Consider the following 18,136-nt stretch of genomic DNA (forward strand, 5'->3'; position numbering starts at 1 on the left):
GGCCATCGGTCCAAACGATAACCAACCACACGAGTCCGGTGAAGAACGAAATGCCACCGCTTCCCCCCGCCGCTCTGCCGCGTCGAGGCCTTCCTTCAAGCTCCTTCCGCTCCTCGCTCGGCAGTTTCCGGTACCAGAGCAGGTAGGCCGCCACCGCTGCTGCGACGACCCAGCTCGCCACGAGCACAAGTTCCCACAGGATCACACTCAGAACGAACGTGAGCGCGTTGCCCGCGGTCCAGTCGCCCAGGCCGGCGGGCACGAGCCCCGTCCCCTGAGTATTCGCAACCACCCAAAGGAACACGAACAGCGCGGCGACGGCAGCTACGGCAATTCCTCCGACGATCAGCAGCATGACCCTCCAGTGTCTCCTCACAAACCCCTTCCAAGCCTTGCCGCCGGGTCCTTCGCCGGTTTCCATGGTTCCAGACTCCCTCCGCCGTCATGGTCCAACGCCGTTACAATGGTTTTCCCCAGGAACCACCTCCTCCCGTCTCGGCCTGTGCCAAGTCGACCGGCGCAGAGCTCATTGCGATGAAGAGTCGCTGCTCCCGCGAAGGACGCCTCCGGCCCCCCACCTCCTCGTCTCACGAGGCCGCGACGAGGCTCCGCGAGTCAGCATCCGGTCAGGGAGCGGAACGCAATATGGGCGCGAAGCTCGGAGCTGGGCCTGCCGCACGCGACCGCCCAGGACGCCGCGCTAGCCCGCGTCCTCGACTCGCTTCAAGACTCGAAGCGCCGTGAGCGTAATCCATTTGCTCGGCTCTCCGGGCGCTTCCAGTGTGAACCGCTTGTACTTCTTCGTAAGGGAGGTGGATCCTGCGCCCGGTTCCACGTCCGGGTGCACCGCGTCCAGCACCCACGTTCCGTCCGGCCGGCGCTTCTCGCTGAGGATCTTGAGAGCGGGCCCGAGCCGTCGGTCGTCCGCGAATCCGAGCCGGGTGATCACGTCGAGCCCGACGAGAATGTCGTAGAGAATGTCGTAGAAGTAGTGATTCGGATAGTGGAACCGGAACCAAGGGGCGTACCTTCGTCCCTCGTGGAACAGCCTCCGTTCCAGGTAGAACTCGGCGCCTCGCGAGATCGATCGCTCGATTGTCCCGGGTCGCTTCGAGCTGGGCAGGGCGGCGTAGGCTGCGAGAGGCTCCCAGGCGTCCAGCGTCCCGGGCGTGCCCTGGGAGCAGTTCCAGCCCCCGTCCTCCCTCTGGTCCTCGAGCATCCAGTCGTAGAGCTTCCGGACCCGGCGATCGTCGCCGTACCCGAAGCGCGTGAGCATGCGCGCGACGTTCCCGACGATGCAGACCTCCTCCGTGAAGAGGTTCACCTCCGAGCTCAGGTGCAGCTTGTACTCGAAGATCCGGTCGGCGAACCTTCGGACCCGCGGCTCGGTCGCCGTGAGGCCGAGGTCGGAGAGGACGATCCCCTTCCAAATCGACGAGTCGTACAGGGGGAAGCGCAGGAAGTTGACCCACTCCCGGACGGTCCTGGGCTCATGGGCCTCCCAGTACCCCTTCGGCTTCTGGGCTCTCAGAAGGTCATGCGCCCAACCCGCTCGAGCGATCTTCGATAACCCTGCTTTCACCTCCGGGTCGTCTGCCTTCCGCCCCAGCAGGTCAACCAAGGTGAGGTAGCGAACGGACGGCTGGTCTTCCTCGAGCAACCAGTGGAAGACGTTCGCTTCCAGGGGGTCGCGATGTGAACTGCCCTCCAACCGCATGGTTGTGAACCCTCGCGGTCCCCAGGGTTCGTGACTATTTGAACCGTGAGTCTCCCGCACGATGCCGCGGGCGATGGAAACCCATCCTGACCGCCTCCGGCCAGGCGATGCGATTGCCGAGAAGACCACCTTCGCATTCGCAGAGGCGGCTCAGGACGTGCGAGGCCGGGGCGGGTGCGCCGCGGGAGGGCAACGCCCCGGTCGGGATTCGAACCCGAGCACCCGGCTCGACAGGCCGGGATCATAGACCGCTAGACCACCGGGGCAGCGGGCGACGCCAACTGAAGGGGCCTAATTAGCTTTTGTCTCCGAGCCCAGGACCGCACCGCCCGCGGCGCAGGCATGCCGGAGGCTGAGTCGCACCGATACCTATCAATCCTCGGTGTCCGATGGACCCAACCGGGATGCCGGCGAACGCCTGGCGTTGTGGAGAGTGCGGGGCGGTCCTCCCCGACACCGAGGATACGGAGGCCCACTTCCGGAGTCACCCGGTCCCCTCCGCGGCCGTGCTCGCCCCGCGGTGCACGCACGCTCCTCTCGTCGTCGACGTGACTCCGGAGCGCGTCTACCTGTGGATGAGCGCGGAGGCGCCCGGCGGCTGGAGCCTCAGCCTCCACCACGGCTGGCCTCGGTGGCACGCGCCTTCCGTGATCCGGGAGATCGTGGAACGAGAGAACGGTGCGAGCCTCGCCACGCCGGGATGGTACTATCCCCACACGCGCGCGAGCGCCGAGGCCCTGGACGGGCTCTACCACGAGATCGCCCGGTCCCACGTCGCGGCACGAGCGCGCACACGCGTCTCGGCGCCTCGGATGCCCGCCCCGGTCAAGTCCGCGCTCTGGACCGATGCCCGCCGAGCCCGGAGGACCCGCCTCACGGGATCCCTCGAACTCACCGTGGGGATCGTCGTCGCGGTTTCGGGTGGGACACTCATGTACGCCTGCACGGCCTACGACCAGTTCGGCGGCTGCGCGGAGCACGGATTCGGGCTTCCCGGGTTCTTCGTCCTCGTCGCGGGGCTGGTCGCCGTGCTCTTGGGCCTGAGCTCGCTGATGGCCGCGACGCGGAAGGGGATTTCCGAGATGCCGGAGGGCTGGACGCCTAAGGCTGCTTCCGAGGACGCGAAGGCGTACGTCGGCGTCGAGCGCACCGCAGCGTGGCTGTGGGGGGGAATCCTCTTGGCGATCCTAGTCGCCGCCGAAGCGATCCCGATCTACGGCGTCGTCGGCCTGACCACCGCGGGACAGCACCCCACGTTCAACCTGGGCGCCTTCGTGGTCGACATGGTCTTCATCGCGGTCGCCGACCTCTTCGTCGTCTTCCTGATCGTCACGCAGACCGCGAACACCTGATCCGCCGGGAGTGGTCACGCCTCGCGCCGCTCGAGCTGGGGCCAGAGGGCCATGAGGAGAATCACGCCGACGAGCGCCGCGGAGAGGCCCAGGGCTGTGGGAATCGTCGTCACGGGGAGGGTGCCCGCGAGCGCGAGGTCCGCCGCCAGCACGGAGGCGAGGAAGGCCGCTCCGGACACCGAGGCGATCCGGACCATGGAACGCTGGAGCGCGGACGCGACGCGCGCCCGGTCATCCCCGTCCAGGCGGGCCGTGTACAAGGGGACGAAGCGGTCTGCGAGGATGCGCAGCTCGACCGTGAGGAGGGCGAGGGTCAGGAAGGCCAGGGAGGCCGTCGCATCGAGACGCAGGACGGTCAGGTGGGCGGCGAAGTAGGTGAGCACGAGGAGCGCGAGCCCGAGGCGGCGCAAGGCGGCGTACCCGAACCGGAGCCCAAGGATCGTCGTGGCCAGGGAGGCGAGGAGGACCGCGAGGAGTTCCTGCGCGAGGAGGGCGGTGGGCGTCCCGAGGAAGTCCACGAAGGCCCAGGCGAACAGGACGAGGACCACGGCCAAGGGCAGGGTCCACAGGGTCGTCGCGATCATACGGGTCGAGGCCATGTCCGCATCCTCCGTAGCGGCAATGCCAGGGGCGTCGCGGGGTCCCAATCCACGACCTGGGCCACGGAGCGGAGGTGGGACACCAGGTTGGCCCGCTCCATCCGCAGGATCCGGTACGCGGTCTCCTGCTCCGGCGTGTGGGCGAACGCCGCGCGCTCGATCTCCAGCGGCGAGGGCGAGAGGATCGTCACGTCGTACCCCCGGGCCACGAGGCTCGTCACGGAATCGAGCGCGGTCCGGTCCGTCAGGGGCGAGATGAGCACGACCAGGGAGTCCCGCGGGAAGTACCGCGAGAGAACCCAGGCCACGAACGAGAAGGGCCACTCCCCGCCCGCCCGCACGTGGATCAGGTGGTCCAGGATCCGGTAGAGCTGCTTGCGTCCGAACGCGGGCGGCACCCAGTCGAGGACCTCGCGCTGGACGATGAGCCCGACCCGGTTCTTCGATTCGAGGACGTGCTCGGCGACGCCCAAGGCCGCGCGCACGCCCACTTCCACGGCGTTGCCCGTCACCGTGCCCACCGCGCTCTCCGCCCGGGCGTCCAGGAGGATCACGACGTCCCCCGAGCGCTCCCCCTGGTACTCGTTCGAGTACAGGGCGTCGAACCGCGCGGAGGCCTTCCAGTTGATCCGCCGCACGTCGTCCCCGGAGACGTACTCGCGGACCCCCCAGAACTCGGAGCCCGCCCCGATGTGCCGCGACGGCACGTGGCCGAACCAGGGGCGGGTGCGGCGCGGGCCCAGGCTAACGCGGGCCAGGGACTCGATCCCGGGGGCCACGATCATCGTGGACGTCGTCGGCACGACGAGGTCCTCGACCCCCAGGCCGAGGGGGTCCAGGGCGCGTACGCGCAAGGGCCCCAGGGTGAACTCCCCTTTCAGGGTCGGACGGACCGTGTACGCGAGGTCCGCGGTCTCCCCGGCCCCCAGGGACAGGATCGTGTGATTCGCTCCGCGGACCACCGCGAGCTCGGTCGGCAGCGTGTCGAGGCACTCGAGCAAGGCGATTGCGGCATCCTCGTTCGAGATGCGCAGGTGGACGTCCGCGTTGACGCCCACGGAGAGCCGGTCCCGCGACACGGTCCGGGCCACCTGGAGCGCGGGTCGCGACGGCGGATCTAGGGAGCCGAGGGCGAGGACGACGAGGGGCGGGAGCGCGAGCAGGACGAGCGGCCAGCTCCGCAACGCGAGGCCGCCGAGGAGCGCGATGAGGGCGACCGCGACGAGGGCGCTCGCGAGCGGCGTCCGCATGTCACGGCACCTTGGGGACGGGCACCTGGTTCAGGACGTCCTGGAGCACCGCGGTCGTGCGCACCCCGCGGATCCAGGGGTCCGGCTTCAGGATCATCCGGTGCGCCAGGGCGTACGGCGCGACGGCCTTCACATCGTCCGGGGTGATGAAATCGCGGTTCCCGAGGGCGGCCCGGGCCCGGGACAGCTTGAGCAGGGCGAGGGAGCCGCGGGGGCTTGCCCCGATCTCCACCTGGCTGTGGGTCCGAGTGGCGCCGACGATGGCCACCATGTAGGCATCCACGGCGGGGTCGACATGGACCGTCTCCACGGCCGCCTGGAGGGCACGGACCTCGTCCGCGGTCGTGATGGCGCGGACGGGCATGTCGTCGGACCGCCGCTCCTCGCGGCGGCGGAGGATCTCGACCTCCTGTTCGGGCGTCGGGTAGCCCACGTCGATCCGCAAGAGGAAGCGGTCCACCTGGGCCTCGGGGAGCGGGTACGTCCCCTCGTGCTCGATGGGGTTCTGGGTCGCGAGGACGAAGAACGGCGGTTCGAGGGGGAACGTCTGGCCCTCCAGGGTGGCCTGACGCTCCTGCATGGCCTCGAGGAGGGAGGACTGGGTCTTCGGCGGCGCACGGTTGATCTCGTCCGCCAGGAGGACGTTCGTGAAGATGGGACCGCGTCGCAGGACGAACTCCCCGGTCTTCCGGTCGAACACGTATGTGCCCGTGATGTCCGCGGGCAGGAGGTCGGGCGTGAATTGGACGCGCCGAAACGAGAGGCCGAGGGCCGCGGCGAAGGACTTCGCAATCAGGGTCTTCGCCACGCCGGGGACGTCCTCGATCAGGACGTGGCCGTCGGAGAGGACGCCCCAGAGCACGCGCTCCAGGACGGGCCGCTTCCCCACGATGACGTGCTCCAGCTCGTCCATCACGGCCTTCCCGCGCTCCGCAACGCTGCCCACGTTCATCGCCACGCCTCCATGTGATCCAAGACCTCGTTGAGTGCGAACGTAAAGCCGCCGTGCTCCCGGGAGCGGCGCACCCAGCGGTACCGTTCGTCGGAGTCCACGGTCGCGAGGAACAGGAAGTCCTCGAGGAGCGCATCGTGGAAGGAGGTCTGGAGGGCGTGGGGATCGGCCAGGAGCCTCCGCATGCCTTCGGGCGACAGGCCCCGCGCGAGCCGAAGGCGTTCCGCGAACGCCTCCCGCGCCCGGGACGAGACGGAGACCTGGCTGTACGTGAGGCCTGCCTCCGCCCGCCGGACCGTTGCGGCGAACGAGGTGAGCTCTCCCGCTCGCGCGCGGGGGACGGGCGTCCGTTTCAGGAGGGGGCGCGGCTCCGACGTTCTCCGGGCAACGCTCGCCCATGCGTAGATCGCGAGGACCGCAATGATGACGGAGCCCAGCCCCCAACGGATTGAGCCGCTGAACTGGGCCGCGTACAGGAGGTATCCCAAGAGGAAGACGGCGCCCACGATGACGGCCGCTTCGAGGGCGGCCATGCGCAGGGGCCGCGGGCGCGGCCGTCCGCGCATCTGGTCCTCCATGCGGGAGTAGAGGTCGCCTCGCCGGGGCATCTCACACCCCCAGGTCCGCCCGGATCTGCTCGAGGCTCTGGACGGCGCGATCCCGATCCGACTCCCCGAGCGCGTGCTCGCTGTAGCGCGCTTCCTCGAACAGGGAGGTCAAGGACTCCGCGGAATCGTGGGACACCGCGAGGCGCGTGATGGCCAAGCCCTCGAGCTCTCGCGGCGTGAGCGGCTCCTGCTCGGCGATCCCGCGTGCCCCGAGGAAGTAGCAGAAGCGCGCGTAGCACGCGAGGACGACCGTGCGCACGTCGCCCCCGAGTTGGAGCTCGCTGATCGCGGTCTCCACGGCCCGGACCGCCGCGAGGCGCCCCTGCCGGATCGGACCCGCCGGGCCGCGGCGTCCAAGGTTCAGGCCCACGCGGAGGAAGAGGGCGAGGGCCACGACGGCCCCGAACACTGCGGCGGCGAGGAAGATACCGAGCGGGATGCCGCCCGCGGACGGGATGGCGGTCGCGTTCGCGCCGCCATTCCCGCTCACGTTCCCCGCGCTCCCGGTTCTCCCTACCCGAGACACGATCTGAGGCCAAAGCAGGAGGAGCGCCATGAAGATCCCGAACGCGAGGATCATCGCGACCACGTCGGCCCAGGTCGTGGGCTTCAGGACCCGCTTCGCGCGGACTCCTCGCTGGCGCAGCAGCAGGGCGAGGACGAACGCGACGACCAGGCCGGCGATCGCGACTCCGAAGACGAGCTGCGCGACGATCGGGTCGAACAGGCCCCAAGGGTTCGCCGCGGTGGTCCCCGGCGTCCCCGGCCCGGGCATCTGCTCGCCGCCCGTGTTCAGGTTGGCCAGGTTGAAGGCCAGCCCCGCCGCGAGGAGCATGGCTAGGAAGAGCAGGAGGGGGATGGCCCACGCGGCCCTCCCCCGCGACGTCGACGGCACGCGGACGCCAACGTCGGAGGATGTCATAACGGTTTGCGGTATTGCCGCTCGAAGCCGGGCAGCCTCGTCAAGATTGGGAGCCCGCGAGCTCGGAGAAGAACCGTTCCCGCCGGCGACGACCGAGCCAGACGAAGACGGCGGCCAACACCACGGACGCGAGGGCCAGGATGAAGGCGACGAGCGCGCCCGCGGCGAAGGCATTCGGGAGCCCCAGCACGCTGCGGTCGGCTGCCGGTCCGGCAATCGGCGAGCCCATGTAGTTGTTCGCGGGGGCCGCGAAGAGGCCTCCCGGCGAGGCGAAGAGCAGGAGGAAGATGCCGATGGCTACGAGGGCAATCGCACTCGAGAGGGCGAGGACGATGGCGACCTTCTCGGGATGCAGCAGCTTCCGGCCTTTCGCGGTGAGCTCGTAGTAGATCCACTTGCGGCCCTCGTCCACGCGCTTCACGAGGCCCGCGGTCTGCAGCTTCTCCAGGTGCTCGAGGAGGGTCGGCTTGCTCAGGGAGAGGAGGGAGCTCAGGTCCGTGACCGTCTGCCGCCGCTCGTCGAGCCTCTTTAGGATGTCCACGCGGACCTCGGAGGCGAGGGCCTTGAAGCTCTCTTGGTCCAACGTAATCGTGGACGGTGCCGGAAGCATCGGGGTTCGCATGACCCAACGGCCTCTTCAGGTCATCCCCGTGATTCGGGATGAACCTAACGACGCGACCGGGAGAGCCCGCAAGGAACCGGATGGGTGCCGCCAGGGGGTGCTACCCGCGGGTCGGGGGACCGCCGTCGGGAGGCCCGCGTTCGCCGGAACAAAGGCTAAAGCGCAGCTACCGCGTGGGATGCGCGGAGTGGGGACCGTGGCGGCGGCGGAGAAGGTCAACCTGCGCGAGAAGCTCGGGAGGATCCACGAACTGTGGAGCCCGAAGATCCTGGCCCAGGTGAACGATGCGTACCTGAAGCTCGTCAAGGTGAAGGGCGAATACGTGTGGCACGACCACAAGCGGGAGGACGAGCTGTTCCTGGTCGTGCGCGGCCGGATCACCGTGCAGTTCCGCGACCACGACGTGGAACTCGTTGAGGGCGAATTCGTCGTCGTCCCGAAGGGAGTCGAACATCGCCCCGTGGCGGAGCAAGAGGCGGACGTCCTCCTGATCGAACCCACCACGACCGTGAACACGGGGAACGTGCGCGAGGCGCGGACGCAGACGGAGCTCGAGTGGATCTGACCGCTACTTCGGGACCTTCTGCCAGTCGTCCAGGAAGCGCTTCAGGCCCACGTCGGTCAGGGTGTGCCCCGCCATCTTCTTGAGAACGTCGAAGGGCACGGTGACGATGTCCGCACCGCGCTTCGCCGCCTCGATCACGTGGAGCGGATGGCGGATGGAGGCGACGAGCACCTCGCACTCCCAGTCGTAGTTGCGGAAGATCTGGACGATCTCCCGGATGACCTGCATCCCCTCCTGGCCCTGGTCGTCCAGGCGGCCGATGAAGGGGCTCACGTACTTGGCGCCCGCCTTGGCGGCCAGGATGGCTTGGTTCGCGCTGAAGATCAGGGTCGTGTTGATCCGGACGCCCTCCTTGGACAGGGCCTTGATCGCCTTGAGGCCCTCCGTGGTCATCTGGATCTTCACGACGACGTTCTTGTGGAGCTTCGCGAGCTTGCGGCCCTCCTTGATCATCTCGTCCGCCTGGGTCGACGTGACCTCGAGGCTGATCGGGCCGTCCACGAGGGCGAGGATGTCCTGAACGACCTCCGCCCACTTCCGCCCCGTCTTCGCGACGAGGCTGGGGTTCGTCGTGACCCCGTCGAGGACGCCCCACGAGGCCGCCTCGCGGATCTCGTCGATGTTCGCGGTATCGAGGAAGATCTTGACCATGGCCTTCCGCCGCGAGACGATAGCCGCGCCCTGTTAAGAGGATTTCCGCCCCTCCGGGAGGGGATGTCGCACCCCAAGCGAGGGAAGCTAGTTATGGTCCGCTCGGTTCCTCCCTGCCAGTGGCAGCCCGGCCGTCCCTTTGGCGGCACCGCGACTTCATGCTCCTCTGGATTGGCCAGAGTGTATCCCGGCTCGGCGACCAGTTCACGGGGTTCGCGCTCCCCGTTCTCGCGGTCGTCACGCTCCACCCGGGTGCGGGTGAGATGGGTGTCCTTGCCGCGGCGGGCACCTTGCCCTTCCTCCTGTTCGGCCTCCTGGTCGGCGTGTGGGTGGACCGCCTCCGGAAGCGGCCCGTCCTCATCGTGGGCGACCTCGGACGCGGGATTCTCGTGGGCTCGATCGCCCTCCTCGGCTTCGCGCACCTCCTGCAGATGACGTACCTGTATGCCTTCTCCTTCGCGGTGGGCGTACTCACCGTGTTCTTCGACATCGCGTACCAGGCGTACCTGCCCGTGCTCGTTCCGCGCGAAACCCTGACGGACGCGAACAGCAAGCTCGAGACGACGAGCACGATGGCCCAGGTCGCCGGCCCGAGCCTCGCGGGCGTCGTCGTCGAGCTGTTCACCGCGCCCGCCGCCATGGTCTTCGATGCGTTCTCCTTCTTCTTCTCGACCGGCGCGATGCTGCGCATCCGGAAGGACGAACCCAGGTCCGAGCGGTCGGCGCGAGGTTCCCTCCGGGCGGACCTCCGCGAGGGTCTCCATGTCGTCCTCGGAGAACCGCGGTTGCGGATGATCGCCGGCTGCACGGGCACCTCGAACTTCTTCTCGAGCGCGCTCTTCGCCCTCTTTGTCCTGTACGCGATCGACGAGCTCGGCTTCTCCCCGCTCGCCCTGGGCATCGTCCAGGCCATCGGCGCAGCGGGCGGCGTGGCGGGGGCGCTCGCCGCCACGCCCATCGCGAACCGAGTGGGCGTGGGCTGGGCCATCATCGTGGGCGCGGTGCTGTTTGGGTTCGCGGCAATCCCCATCCCGCTCGCGGCCGGCTCGCTTGCGTTCTGGATCATCGGGGCCAGCCTCGCGCTGACGTCGTTCGGCAGCCTCCTGTACAACATCAACCAGGTCAGCTTCCGTCAGACGATCGTCCCCATCCGGCTCCAGGGGCGGTTGAATGCCACGATGCGCACGATCGTATGGGGCACCTTGCCCCTGGGTGGCCTCGCGGGCGGCATCCTGGGGGAGACGTTCGGCCTCCGGCAGGCAATCCTCATCGCTGCGATCGGCGGTTGCTTCGCGTTCCTCTGGGTCCTCCTGTCCCCCGTCCGCGCCATCCGGGAGATGCCCGAGCCGGCCGCTTGAGAAGGCTCCGCCTCATCCGCGGATCAGAAAAAGGGGAAGGAAGGGTGGAAAGGAAAGGGGAAGGGGGGCCGCGAGGGCCCCTGAGCTCGTTCAGCCGAGGGCCGTTACGATCCGCTTCAGGAGCGGCCGGCGCTCGACGAACCCGAGGTTCTGGAGAATCCCGTCGAATCCGAGGAACCGGCCGGGGACCAGGAACACGAACGCGACGAAGAGCAGGATGTAGATCACGTACTGGCTCACGAGCGCGTTGCTCGACAGGAGGAAGGAGAAGTACGAGCCCGTGAATCCCTTGCTCATCGCGGGGAGCGTGGACAGGTACAGGAGCGCGCTCACGAGGGCGCCGCTGACCCCGCCGACCCGAGTGGCGACCCCGAAGATCAGGGAGATCCCGATCAGGAGTTCGCCGTACACCAGGAGGTATTCCACGGCCAGGTTGCCCGACATGCTCGTGAACAGGAACGCGATAGGTCCGCCCACATGGGACAGGAATCCCGACGTCGCCAGCTTGCCACCCAGCTCGGTCTCAATCTTCTCATAGCCCCCGTACAGGAACATGAACCCAAGTGCCAGGCGCAGGGCGAAGATGGACCAGGCCCGCCCGGACTTGAGGCTCTTCCCGAACAAGGTTTGCACCAGTGTCTTGTGCTCGCTCTCGTTTGCGTAAGCCCCCATCGGCTTCACCTCGGGACCGCCCATTTCTGCCGTCCGCTAAGAGAAGTATTGACATACACTTCATTCGAATATATACGGATTCGAAACATGGAAGGATACCGCGATCGCCGACCGGCCTCTTCCCTGTCCGAAGGCCCTACAGATGTAGTCGGCAGGCGGGGTATGTACTTGGCCTTCAGGAAGGGGTCGGAGGAGCGGAGCAGCCCCGAGGACGACGAGCCCGCCCCTGACGACCAAAGGCACGCCGATCGCCCGGGAGGTCAGGAGGGGCCGACAGTGCCGCTTCTCGACGAAGCTCACGGCGGAGATCCCCGCCATCCAGACGAGGCTCATCGCCCCGGAGGCGAACAGGACGGGCACGATCTGCCCCTCCCGGTCATGCGCTCCACCCAACCGGTTTCGGGCGGCCCAACGAGGTATCATCCGGGACCGGTAAAGCGACCGGGTGGTCAGCGGCCGCGGCGTTTCATGACGCCGTGGGCCGCCTCCGCGACCTTCGCGGCGGTCAGGCCGTACTTCGAGAACAGCTCTTCGGCCTCCCCGCTCTCCCCGAAGACGTCGTGCACGCCGACGAACGCCATGGGGACCGGATGGTTCTCGACCACGGCGGAGGCCACCGCGCCGCCAATGCCATGGACCGTCGAGTGCTCCTCCGCGGTCACGATGCCACCGGTCTCCCGCGCCGCTCTGTCCACGGTGGCCACGTCGAGGGGCTTCACGGTCGACAGGTTGATCACGCGGGCGCTCACCTTCTCCCTGGCGAGCGCCTCCGCGGCGACAAGGCAGCGGGACACCATCGTGCCGCAGCCGATGAGCGTGATGTCGGAGCCGTCCCGCATCACGGTGGCCTTCCCGACTTGGAAGCGATCCTCGGGCCCCGTGAGGGTCGGGACGTTGGACCGGGAGAACCGGCAGTAGACGGGCCCCTGGGTGGCCACCGCGGCGTCCACGCACCGGGCCGTCTCCGGGCCGTCCGCAGGCACCAGGACGGTCATCCCTGGGAGACCGCGCATGAGGCCGATGTCCTCGTTGATCTGGTGCGTGGCTCCGTCGGGGCCGACGCTGAGCCCCGCATGGGAGCAGAAGATCTTCACGTTGAGCTTCGTGTACGCGACGTTCTGGCGGATGATGTTGTACGTGTGCGCGCTGCCGAACACGGAGTACGTGGAGGCGAAGGCGATCTTCCCCGCGGCCGCCAGTCCCGCGGCGATGCTCATCATGTTGGGCTCCGCGATCCCCACCTGGAACAGCCGCTCGGGGAACGCCTTGCCGAAGTCCACGGTCTTGATGGACTCCGTGGTGTCCGCCCCCACGACGACAACGTCCTCGTTCCGCTTCCCGGCCTCGACGAGGGCCTTGCCGAAGTACCCGCGCGGGCTCTCGCTCTTCCACGGCTGCGGCAGGGTCACGAGGGCACCACCAGCTCGGCGAGGGCCTGCTTGTACTCCTCCTCCGTGGTTGCGGCCCCGTGGTACTTGATCTTGTTCTCCATGAAGGAGACGCCCTTGCCCTTGACCGTGCGGGCGATGATCACCGTGGGCCGGCCTTTCGTCCGCTGCGCCTCGTCGATCGCCGCGAGGATCTGGCGGAAGTCGTGGCCGTCGATCGTGAGCGCGTGCCAGTTGAACGCCCGCCACTTGTCCATGAGCGGCTCCAGGGGCATGATGTCCTCCGTGCGCCCCTCCTGCTGGATCCCGTTCCGGTCGACGAACGCCGTGACGTTGTCGAGCCCGTACTTCGCGCCCGCCATCGCGGCCTCCCACGTCTGCCCGACGTCCTGCTCGCCGTCCCCCATGATGCAGTACACGCGCCAGGGCTTGTGGTCGATCCTCGCCGCCAGGGCGAGGCCCACGGAGAAGGAGAGCCCCTGCCCTTCCGCGCCCGCGGCGTTCTCCACCCCGGGCGTCGTCCCGAGCTCGGGATGGCCCTGGAGGCGGCTGTTCATCCTGCGGAAAGTAAGGAGCTCCTCGACGGGAAAGAAGCCCCGCTCCGCGAGCGCCGCGTACCAGACCGGGCACGCGTGGCCCTTGCTCAGCACGAACCGATCACGATCCGGCCACGTCGGATTCTTCGGATCGACGCGGAGCACGTGGAAGTAGAGTGCGGTCACGAGGTCGCACGCGCTCAGCGAGCCGCCGGGATGGCCACTCTGGGCGTGATGGGTCATCTCGATGATGTGCCGCCGGAGGATCGTCGCCTGCTTCTTGAGATCCGCGATCGTCTCCTCGGTGATCTCCGCCATGGCCCGCCTCCCGCCCGACCCCCGCGCGCTCGGGGGAATGCGGCGGGAGAAGACGCGGTGGACTTAAGGGCTTTGGTGGGTCGAGTCCGACGAATCGACCCGCTGCGGCGTGACCATGACCGCGGGGGCTTGAAGGAGCCCGAAAGAGCTCACAGGCGTTCGATGAGCGACGGGAGGGGCTCCGACGTCCGCGGAGTCGGCTTCCGTCGCCTCCGAATCCATACGAGAGCAGTGACCGCGGCGACCACGATGACCACGGCGATGAGGGCCCAAAGGGGCGCCTCCGGGGAACCGGGTGGAACCGATGTCCCTCCGGCCGCGTTCACGTCCGTCCACGTGTTCGTGTTTAGGTCGTAGGACCAAGTGTCGGCCAAGAACACGTTCGTCGCGTTGCGGCCTCCGAACAGCACGATCCGGTCCGACTGGGAATCGTACGCCATGGCGGGACGGACTCGCGCCTCGGGTCCCACCGCTGGGGTCCGGTTCCTCCACGTGTTCGTCGCGAACTCATACGACCACGTGTCGGCCAAGTATCCTGCCGGGTTGTAACCCGTTAACCGGTGACCTCCGAACAGGACGATCTGATCCGACTTCGCGTCATAGGCCATGGCGTGACCGTGACGCGCGCAAGGCCCCGTGGCGGGGATTCGGTTCGTCCACGTGTTGGTGTTGAAATCGTACGACCACGTGTCGGCAGCGTACCCGGTCTCTGTGTCGCCTCCGAACAGGATGAGCCGGTCCGACCGGACGTCGTACGCCATGGCCGAGTAGTCACGCGCGGGCGGTCCAATGGCCGGTGTCAGGTTCGTCCACGTGTCCGTGTTGAGATCGTACGACCACGTGTCGGCAAGATAGCCGTCCGCGGAGTAGCCGCCAAAGAGGATGACTCGATCCGATGCGGAGTCGTAGGCCATGGCCGCATAGTCACGGGCATGCGGTTTGGTGGCGGGATCCAGCTTCGTCCACGTGTTTGCCTCGAGATTGTAGGACCAAGTCTCGTTCGTGCGCCCGATCGAGGTCATGCCTGCAAACATCACGATCCGGTCCGATTCGGAGTCGTAAGCGACGGCGTGGCCCAGGCGATACGAGGGGCCCGAGGCGGAGGTCAGGTTCGACCAGGTGTTCGTCTCGAGGTCATAGGACCACGTGTCCGCGGCATTGGCCGCCATCGTCAGACCTCCGAACATGACCATTCGGTCCGCCTTGGACTCATAGGCCATCGCGTGACCAATCCGCCCTGGGGGACCCGAAGCCGCAGAGCGGACTCCATTCTCCAAGGCCGCCAGACCGCCGAGTACCAAGACTGAAACGATCAGGATCACCGCTGCTCGCCGCACCCTACGCATCCCTCCCATTCGCACCCGCTCCACGGTTGCAGGTCCTCCGCTCTCCTGCAACCCCTGAAAACCGCACATGGGCACTCGGACATTGCGGCCGCGCGGTCTCCGAGGGTCGTCCTGCAGTGGACCGCCCTTGAGTTCAGACTTGTGCAATGTCTGTAAGGGAGGTGCGCCCTCCGGCATCGTGCCTCGCCGCATCGTCAGACTCGGCCGGAGCCCCAGCCTTGCCGGGTGCGGCGCCACAACGATCCCGCCTGCGCGGCCTTTCGGAGCTTCGCGAGGTTCTCCGCGATGTGGTCGGGAAACACGCCGGAGCCCGAGACGAGGATGTCCGCGCCCGCCTCGGCCACGCGTCCGGCCGTCTCGACCTTGATTCCGCCGTCGACCTCGAGTTCGACCGGGAGGCGTTCCTGGTCAAGGTAGGCCCGCGCCTCGAGGATCTTGGGCACGACGTCCGCCCGGAAGGCCTGACCCGAGAATCCCGGGTGGACCGTCATGATCAGGAGGTAGTCCGCCTCGTTCAGGTAGGGCATGGCGAGCTCGAGCGGCGTCGCGGGGTTCAGGACGATGCCGGGCTTGACGCCCGCATCCCGGATCGCCTTGATCGTCTCGTGCGGATCGTGCTCGCTTTCCACATGGACCGTGAGGTCGTCGACGCCCGCATCGGCGAACGCCTTCACGAAGTCCTGTGGATGCGTGACCATCAGATGGGCGTCGAAGGGGACCTTGGTGAGCGGACGGATGGCCTTCACGACCGCGGGCCCCATGGTGAGGTTGGGGACGAAGTGTCCGTCCATCACATCGATGTGGAGCATGTCCGCGCCCGCGTCGACGGCTTCCTGAATCTGCTCGCCGAGGCGGTCGAACCGCGCGGAGAGGATCGAGGGTGCGATCTTGATGACCACGTTCGCGGCGAATGCACGCAGGGAGAATAAGGGTTCCCTCCCCCGCGGGTTCGCCGCGGAGGAGGCTTCGACTCAGGCGCCTCCGCTATACCGGTAGGCCACGAGCTCTGCCTGCAGGGCCATGTCGTCCCACGGCCCCAAGGCCGTGGTCGCCTTCACCACGTTCCCCACGTGGCCGCTGAACCAAAGGGTAACGAATGCCGGGGAGGGCTCGTCGTCGAGCGCGCTCGTCACGTTGAGGATTTCGCTCGCGACCCGATCGGGCATGTACTCCTCATGACCCACGGCGACGGCTACGGGGATCGATGCGAACGTACCCGCCGGGACCGTGACGTTGGCACCCGGGCCGCTGGCCATCCCGAGACTCAGCGCGAACGTCGCGTTCCAGGTGCGGTTCATCTCGAACGTGTGGTTGCCCCAGGACACGAGGACCTGGGACCAGTGCCTCACGCTCACGTTCGACGTGGTGTTCCACGTGCGGTTCGCCGCGAGCGGGAAGTGCCAGATCGCCAGAGCGGGATCGTACGCGGTCCACGTCTTCGCCACGAACGAGTAGGCGAACGTGTGGTTGTCGACCGTGGCGGAGCCGTTCAACGCTAGGGTCCACGCGTCGGCGATCCGAGCGAGGTCTGAGGTCCGGTACAGGATGAACCCGGTCACGTTCGCCGCACGGTAGAACGTCGACTCGTTCTCCATGCTGCAGAACGATTCGTTCAGCGCGAACGAAGCGGTCACGCTCACGTTGTACGCGTTGCCGGCCGGGGTCTCCTCCTTGCCCGTGACGGTCTTCGTGACGACGCCCTTGAGGAGCGCAGGTTCGCCCGAGTTCTCGGGCATCATGCCCGCACGGCCCACCGTCACGTTGTACTTCCAGTAGTCGCCGGTACCCCAGCTGGGCGCGGTCACGTTCCCGCCGCTGCCGGAACTCCCGCCGTTGCCTCCGTTGCCTCCCGTGCCGCCATTGCCTCCGGTCCCGCCGTTCCCTCCGCTCCCCCCGTTGTTCCCCGTGCCGTTGGACGGGTTCGAGGGGTTGTTCGTCGGGGGATTCGTCGCGACCGGTGTCTGCTTCTGCAGACCCGGAGACAGGGCCAATCCCACGATGATCACCGCAATGGCGATGACAATCGCGGCGACGATGTAGCGTTTCCCCTTCGTCCACATACCTCCTGACGGTCGCCCGCAGAGACGTGGAGAGTATTTCCGTTTTGTTGAACATCTGTCGAACAAATGTCAGACGCATTGCGACAGCTCGAGGGGGGCCTAAGGCAAGAAGAAACCTCCCCCGGAGGATGGGCCGGGAGAGGGCGAGCCGATGGGGCTCAGGTGTACGTGTACGAGACCAGGTCCATCTCGAGGCGCGGACCGACGAACGGCCCGGACCAGAAGGTCGCCTTCACGACGTTGCCTGCGGTGGCGCTGAACCAAGCCGTGGCGAACGCGTGTGGCATCTCGACGTCCGCGTCACCCGTCAGGTTCATCACCGCACTCGCGTCCCGATCCGGAACCGCGGCCTGTAGAGACGCCTGCACGGGCGACACGGGAAGGGCGCGGAACGCGCCTGCCGGCGTGGTCACCGTCTCGAACACCCCGGCGCGCAGGGAGAAGCGCACGGGCACCGTGAAGTTCGCGAAGTGCGCCGCCTCGTAGGTCACGTTCGGGCCGACCACGCGGAACGTGGACGCGTAGCGGATCGTCGCGTTCGTGCTCGCGTTCCACGTCGCGTTCTCCCGCAAGGGGAAGGACCAGAGCCCGAGCGCGGGACGATACCAGACCTGGGTCGTCGCGTCGCACGTGAGGCGATACGTTGCGTTCGCCTCCATGCCGTACGCGCCCGTCAGGACCGGCGGGACAGTCCAGTTCCTATCCAAGTGCACCGTCTTGAGGGTGTAGACCGGGGCGAGATCGGACTGCCGGAGCCAGAGGAATCCCGTCAGGGTCACACCCGGCGTGGACGCCGCCTGGACCGTGGGCGCGGACATGATGATCGGCCGCGGGATTCCCGAGCCGAAGCGCCCGTCCAAGGTCACGTTCCAGGCCGCACCGTACTCCGTGGAGACGCTGCCCGCGACCGTTTCCGTGAGCGCCCCCGCGAAGAACGCCTCCGCAGGCATCGTCGGATCCGGGATCATCTCCCTCGGCAGGACGTCGGCCTCGGCGAGGGCGGCCATGGAGACGTTGTACGTCCACCGGTCACCGACCGCCCATGCAGGGGCAGCGACGGACGTCGCCAAAGGCCCCTGGGCGAGGGTCTTCTGGAGTCCGGGAACGATGGCCGCGGCGGAGATCGCGAGCGCGACCGCCACCAGCGGGACAGCAAGCAAGGTCAGCATTTTGCGGTTCATGACATTCTGCCTCCTCGCACGCGGTGACATCGGGTCGTA

General features: G+C 67.7%; 20 protein-coding genes and 1 tRNA gene. 3 read left to right on the top strand and 18 right to left on the bottom strand.

Features of this window, described 5'->3' with window-relative positions; genetic code table 11:
- From VEY12_05105 to VEY12_05115, 3 genes are all read right to left on the bottom strand, one after another.
- Nucleotides 1-355, bottom strand: a 355-nt coding sequence (locus VEY12_05105; protein HYM39509.1) for a hypothetical protein, incomplete at its 3' end; no start/stop codon positions are given.
- Nucleotides 356-700: 345 nt separating this feature from the next.
- Nucleotides 701-1,717 (bottom strand): hypothetical protein, encoded by a 1,017-nt coding sequence (locus VEY12_05110; protein HYM39510.1) that lies wholly within the window; start codon nucleotides 1,715-1,717, stop codon nucleotides 701-703.
- A 193-nt stretch (nucleotides 1,718-1,910) separates the two neighbouring features.
- Nucleotides 1,911-1,983 (bottom strand) — tRNA-Asp (locus VEY12_05115).
- A gap of 138 nt (nucleotides 1,984-2,121) precedes the next feature.
- On the opposite strand from VEY12_05115, the gene VEY12_05120 reads away from it, so the two are divergent.
- Nucleotides 2,122-3,069 carry a hypothetical protein gene (locus VEY12_05120; protein ID HYM39511.1) on the top strand — a complete coding sequence of 316 codons (948 nt, stop codon included), beginning with the start codon at nucleotides 2,122-2,124 and terminating at the stop codon, nucleotides 3,067-3,069.
- A 14-nt stretch (nucleotides 3,070-3,083) separates the two neighbouring features.
- Here VEY12_05120 and VEY12_05125 read toward each other — a convergent pair whose 3' ends face one another.
- The 6 genes from VEY12_05125 to VEY12_05150 form a co-directional block, all read right to left on the bottom strand.
- A complete protein-coding gene (locus VEY12_05125) occupies nucleotides 3,084-3,668 on the bottom strand; it encodes a hypothetical protein (protein HYM39512.1) in 585 nt (194 codons plus the stop codon).
- Nucleotides 3,650-4,918 (bottom strand): DUF58 domain-containing protein, encoded by a 1,269-nt coding sequence (locus VEY12_05130; protein HYM39513.1) that lies wholly within the window; start codon nucleotides 4,916-4,918, stop codon nucleotides 3,650-3,652. Before VEY12_05130 ends, VEY12_05125 begins: the two co-directional genes overlap by 19 nt.
- 1 nt (nucleotide 4,919) lies before the next feature.
- Complete coding sequence (locus VEY12_05135) at nucleotides 4,920-5,870, bottom strand: MoxR family ATPase (GenBank protein ID HYM39514.1); 951 nt, start codon at nucleotides 5,868-5,870, stop codon at nucleotides 4,920-4,922.
- Nucleotides 5,867-6,478 (bottom strand): hypothetical protein, encoded by a 612-nt coding sequence (locus VEY12_05140; protein HYM39515.1) that lies wholly within the window; start codon nucleotides 6,476-6,478, stop codon nucleotides 5,867-5,869. The genes VEY12_05135 and VEY12_05140 overlap by 4 nt, the downstream gene beginning before the upstream one ends.
- Before the next feature lies 1 nt (nucleotide 6,479).
- Entirely contained in the window at nucleotides 6,480-7,373 is an 894-nt protein-coding gene (locus VEY12_05145) for a DUF4129 domain-containing protein (GenBank protein HYM39516.1), read from the bottom strand.
- A 67-nt stretch (nucleotides 7,374-7,440) separates the two neighbouring features.
- Entirely contained in the window at nucleotides 7,441-8,022 is a 582-nt protein-coding gene (locus VEY12_05150) for a winged helix-turn-helix domain-containing protein (protein HYM39517.1), read from the bottom strand.
- 187 nt (nucleotides 8,023-8,209) lie between these two features.
- On the opposite strand from VEY12_05150, the gene VEY12_05155 reads away from it, so the two are divergent.
- Complete coding sequence (locus VEY12_05155) at nucleotides 8,210-8,587, top strand: cupin domain-containing protein (protein ID HYM39518.1); 378 nt, start codon at nucleotides 8,210-8,212, stop codon at nucleotides 8,585-8,587.
- Between the two features lie 3 nt (nucleotides 8,588-8,590).
- Here the strand turns inward: VEY12_05155 and fsa are convergent, their stop codons facing one another.
- Nucleotides 8,591-9,238, bottom strand: coding sequence for a fructose-6-phosphate aldolase (gene fsa / locus VEY12_05160; GenBank protein HYM39519.1), 648 nt, complete (start codon nucleotides 9,236-9,238; stop codon nucleotides 8,591-8,593).
- A 119-nt stretch (nucleotides 9,239-9,357) separates the two neighbouring features.
- Between fsa and VEY12_05165 the strand changes: the two genes are divergently transcribed.
- A complete protein-coding gene (locus VEY12_05165) occupies nucleotides 9,358-10,596 on the top strand; it encodes an MFS transporter (protein HYM39520.1) in 1,239 nt (412 codons plus the stop codon).
- A 90-nt stretch (nucleotides 10,597-10,686) separates the two neighbouring features.
- Here VEY12_05165 and VEY12_05170 read toward each other — a convergent pair whose 3' ends face one another.
- From VEY12_05170 to VEY12_05205, 8 genes are all read right to left on the bottom strand, one after another.
- On the bottom strand, nucleotides 10,687-11,268 hold the full coding sequence (locus tag VEY12_05170; GenBank protein HYM39521.1) for a DoxX family protein: 582 nt from the start codon (nucleotides 11,266-11,268) through the stop codon (nucleotides 10,687-10,689).
- Between the two features lie 60 nt (nucleotides 11,269-11,328).
- Nucleotides 11,329-11,628: a hypothetical protein gene (locus tag VEY12_05175; GenBank protein HYM39522.1), complete on the bottom strand. Its 300-nt coding sequence runs from the start codon at nucleotides 11,626-11,628 to the stop codon at nucleotides 11,329-11,331.
- An 89-nt stretch (nucleotides 11,629-11,717) separates the two neighbouring features.
- Nucleotides 11,718-12,677 (bottom strand): transketolase C-terminal domain-containing protein, encoded by a 960-nt coding sequence (locus VEY12_05180; GenBank protein ID HYM39523.1) that lies wholly within the window; start codon nucleotides 12,675-12,677, stop codon nucleotides 11,718-11,720.
- Nucleotides 12,674-13,510: a transketolase gene (locus VEY12_05185; GenBank protein HYM39524.1), complete on the bottom strand. Its 837-nt coding sequence runs from the start codon at nucleotides 13,508-13,510 to the stop codon at nucleotides 12,674-12,676. Before VEY12_05185 ends, VEY12_05180 begins: the two co-directional genes overlap by 4 nt.
- Nucleotides 13,511-13,659: 149 nt before the next feature.
- On the bottom strand, nucleotides 13,660-14,847 hold the full coding sequence (locus tag VEY12_05190; protein HYM39525.1) for a kelch repeat-containing protein: 1,188 nt from the start codon (nucleotides 14,845-14,847) through the stop codon (nucleotides 13,660-13,662).
- Between the two features lie 203 nt (nucleotides 14,848-15,050).
- Nucleotides 15,051-15,755, bottom strand: coding sequence for a ribulose-phosphate 3-epimerase (gene rpe, locus VEY12_05195; GenBank protein ID HYM39526.1), 705 nt, complete (start codon nucleotides 15,753-15,755; stop codon nucleotides 15,051-15,053).
- Nucleotides 15,756-15,827: 72 nt separating this feature from the next.
- Complete coding sequence (locus tag VEY12_05200) at nucleotides 15,828-16,916, bottom strand: hypothetical protein (protein HYM39527.1); 1,089 nt, start codon at nucleotides 16,914-16,916, stop codon at nucleotides 15,828-15,830.
- Between the two features lie 158 nt (nucleotides 16,917-17,074).
- Nucleotides 17,075-18,097, bottom strand: coding sequence for a hypothetical protein (locus VEY12_05205; protein HYM39528.1), 1,023 nt, complete (start codon nucleotides 18,095-18,097; stop codon nucleotides 17,075-17,077).
- Between the last annotated feature and the right edge of the window lie 39 nt (nucleotides 18,098-18,136).

The organism is Thermoplasmata archaeon (genome assembly GCA_035632695.1).
GTDB lineage: Archaea > Thermoplasmatota > Thermoplasmata > RBG-16-68-12 > RBG-16-68-12 > RBG-16-68-12.

What these genes read in the sequence shown, in the direction of transcription:
- VEY12_05110 (HYM39510.1), bottom strand. Translation starts at nt 1,717, where the DNA reads ATGCGGTTGGAGGGCAGTTCACATCGCGACCCCCTGGAAGCGAACGTC.
- VEY12_05120 (HYM39511.1), top strand. Translation starts at nt 2,122, where the DNA reads ATGCCGGCGAACGCCTGGCGTTGTGGAGAGTGCGGGGCGGTCCTCCCC.
- VEY12_05125 (HYM39512.1), bottom strand. Translation starts at nt 3,668, where the DNA reads ATGGCCTCGACCCGTATGATCGCGACGACCCTGTGGACCCTGCCCTTG.
- VEY12_05130 (HYM39513.1), bottom strand. Translation starts at nt 4,918, where the DNA reads ATGCGGACGCCGCTCGCGAGCGCCCTCGTCGCGGTCGCCCTCATCGCG.
- VEY12_05135 (HYM39514.1), bottom strand. Translation starts at nt 5,870, where the DNA reads ATGAACGTGGGCAGCGTTGCGGAGCGCGGGAAGGCCGTGATGGACGAG.
- VEY12_05140 (HYM39515.1), bottom strand. Translation starts at nt 6,478, where the DNA reads ATGCCCCGGCGAGGCGACCTCTACTCCCGCATGGAGGACCAGATGCGC.
- VEY12_05150 (HYM39517.1), bottom strand. Translation starts at nt 8,022, where the DNA reads ATGCGAACCCCGATGCTTCCGGCACCGTCCACGATTACGTTGGACCAA.
- fsa (HYM39519.1), bottom strand. Translation starts at nt 9,238, where the DNA reads ATGGTCAAGATCTTCCTCGATACCGCGAACATCGACGAGATCCGCGAG.
- VEY12_05170 (HYM39521.1), bottom strand. Translation starts at nt 11,268, where the DNA reads ATGGGGGCTTACGCAAACGAGAGCGAGCACAAGACACTGGTGCAAACC.
- VEY12_05185 (HYM39524.1), bottom strand. Translation starts at nt 13,510, where the DNA reads ATGGCGGAGATCACCGAGGAGACGATCGCGGATCTCAAGAAGCAGGCG.
- VEY12_05200 (HYM39527.1), bottom strand. Translation starts at nt 16,916, where the DNA reads ATGTGGACGAAGGGGAAACGCTACATCGTCGCCGCGATTGTCATCGCC.
- VEY12_05205 (HYM39528.1), bottom strand. Translation starts at nt 18,097, where the DNA reads ATGAACCGCAAAATGCTGACCTTGCTTGCTGTCCCGCTGGTGGCGGTC.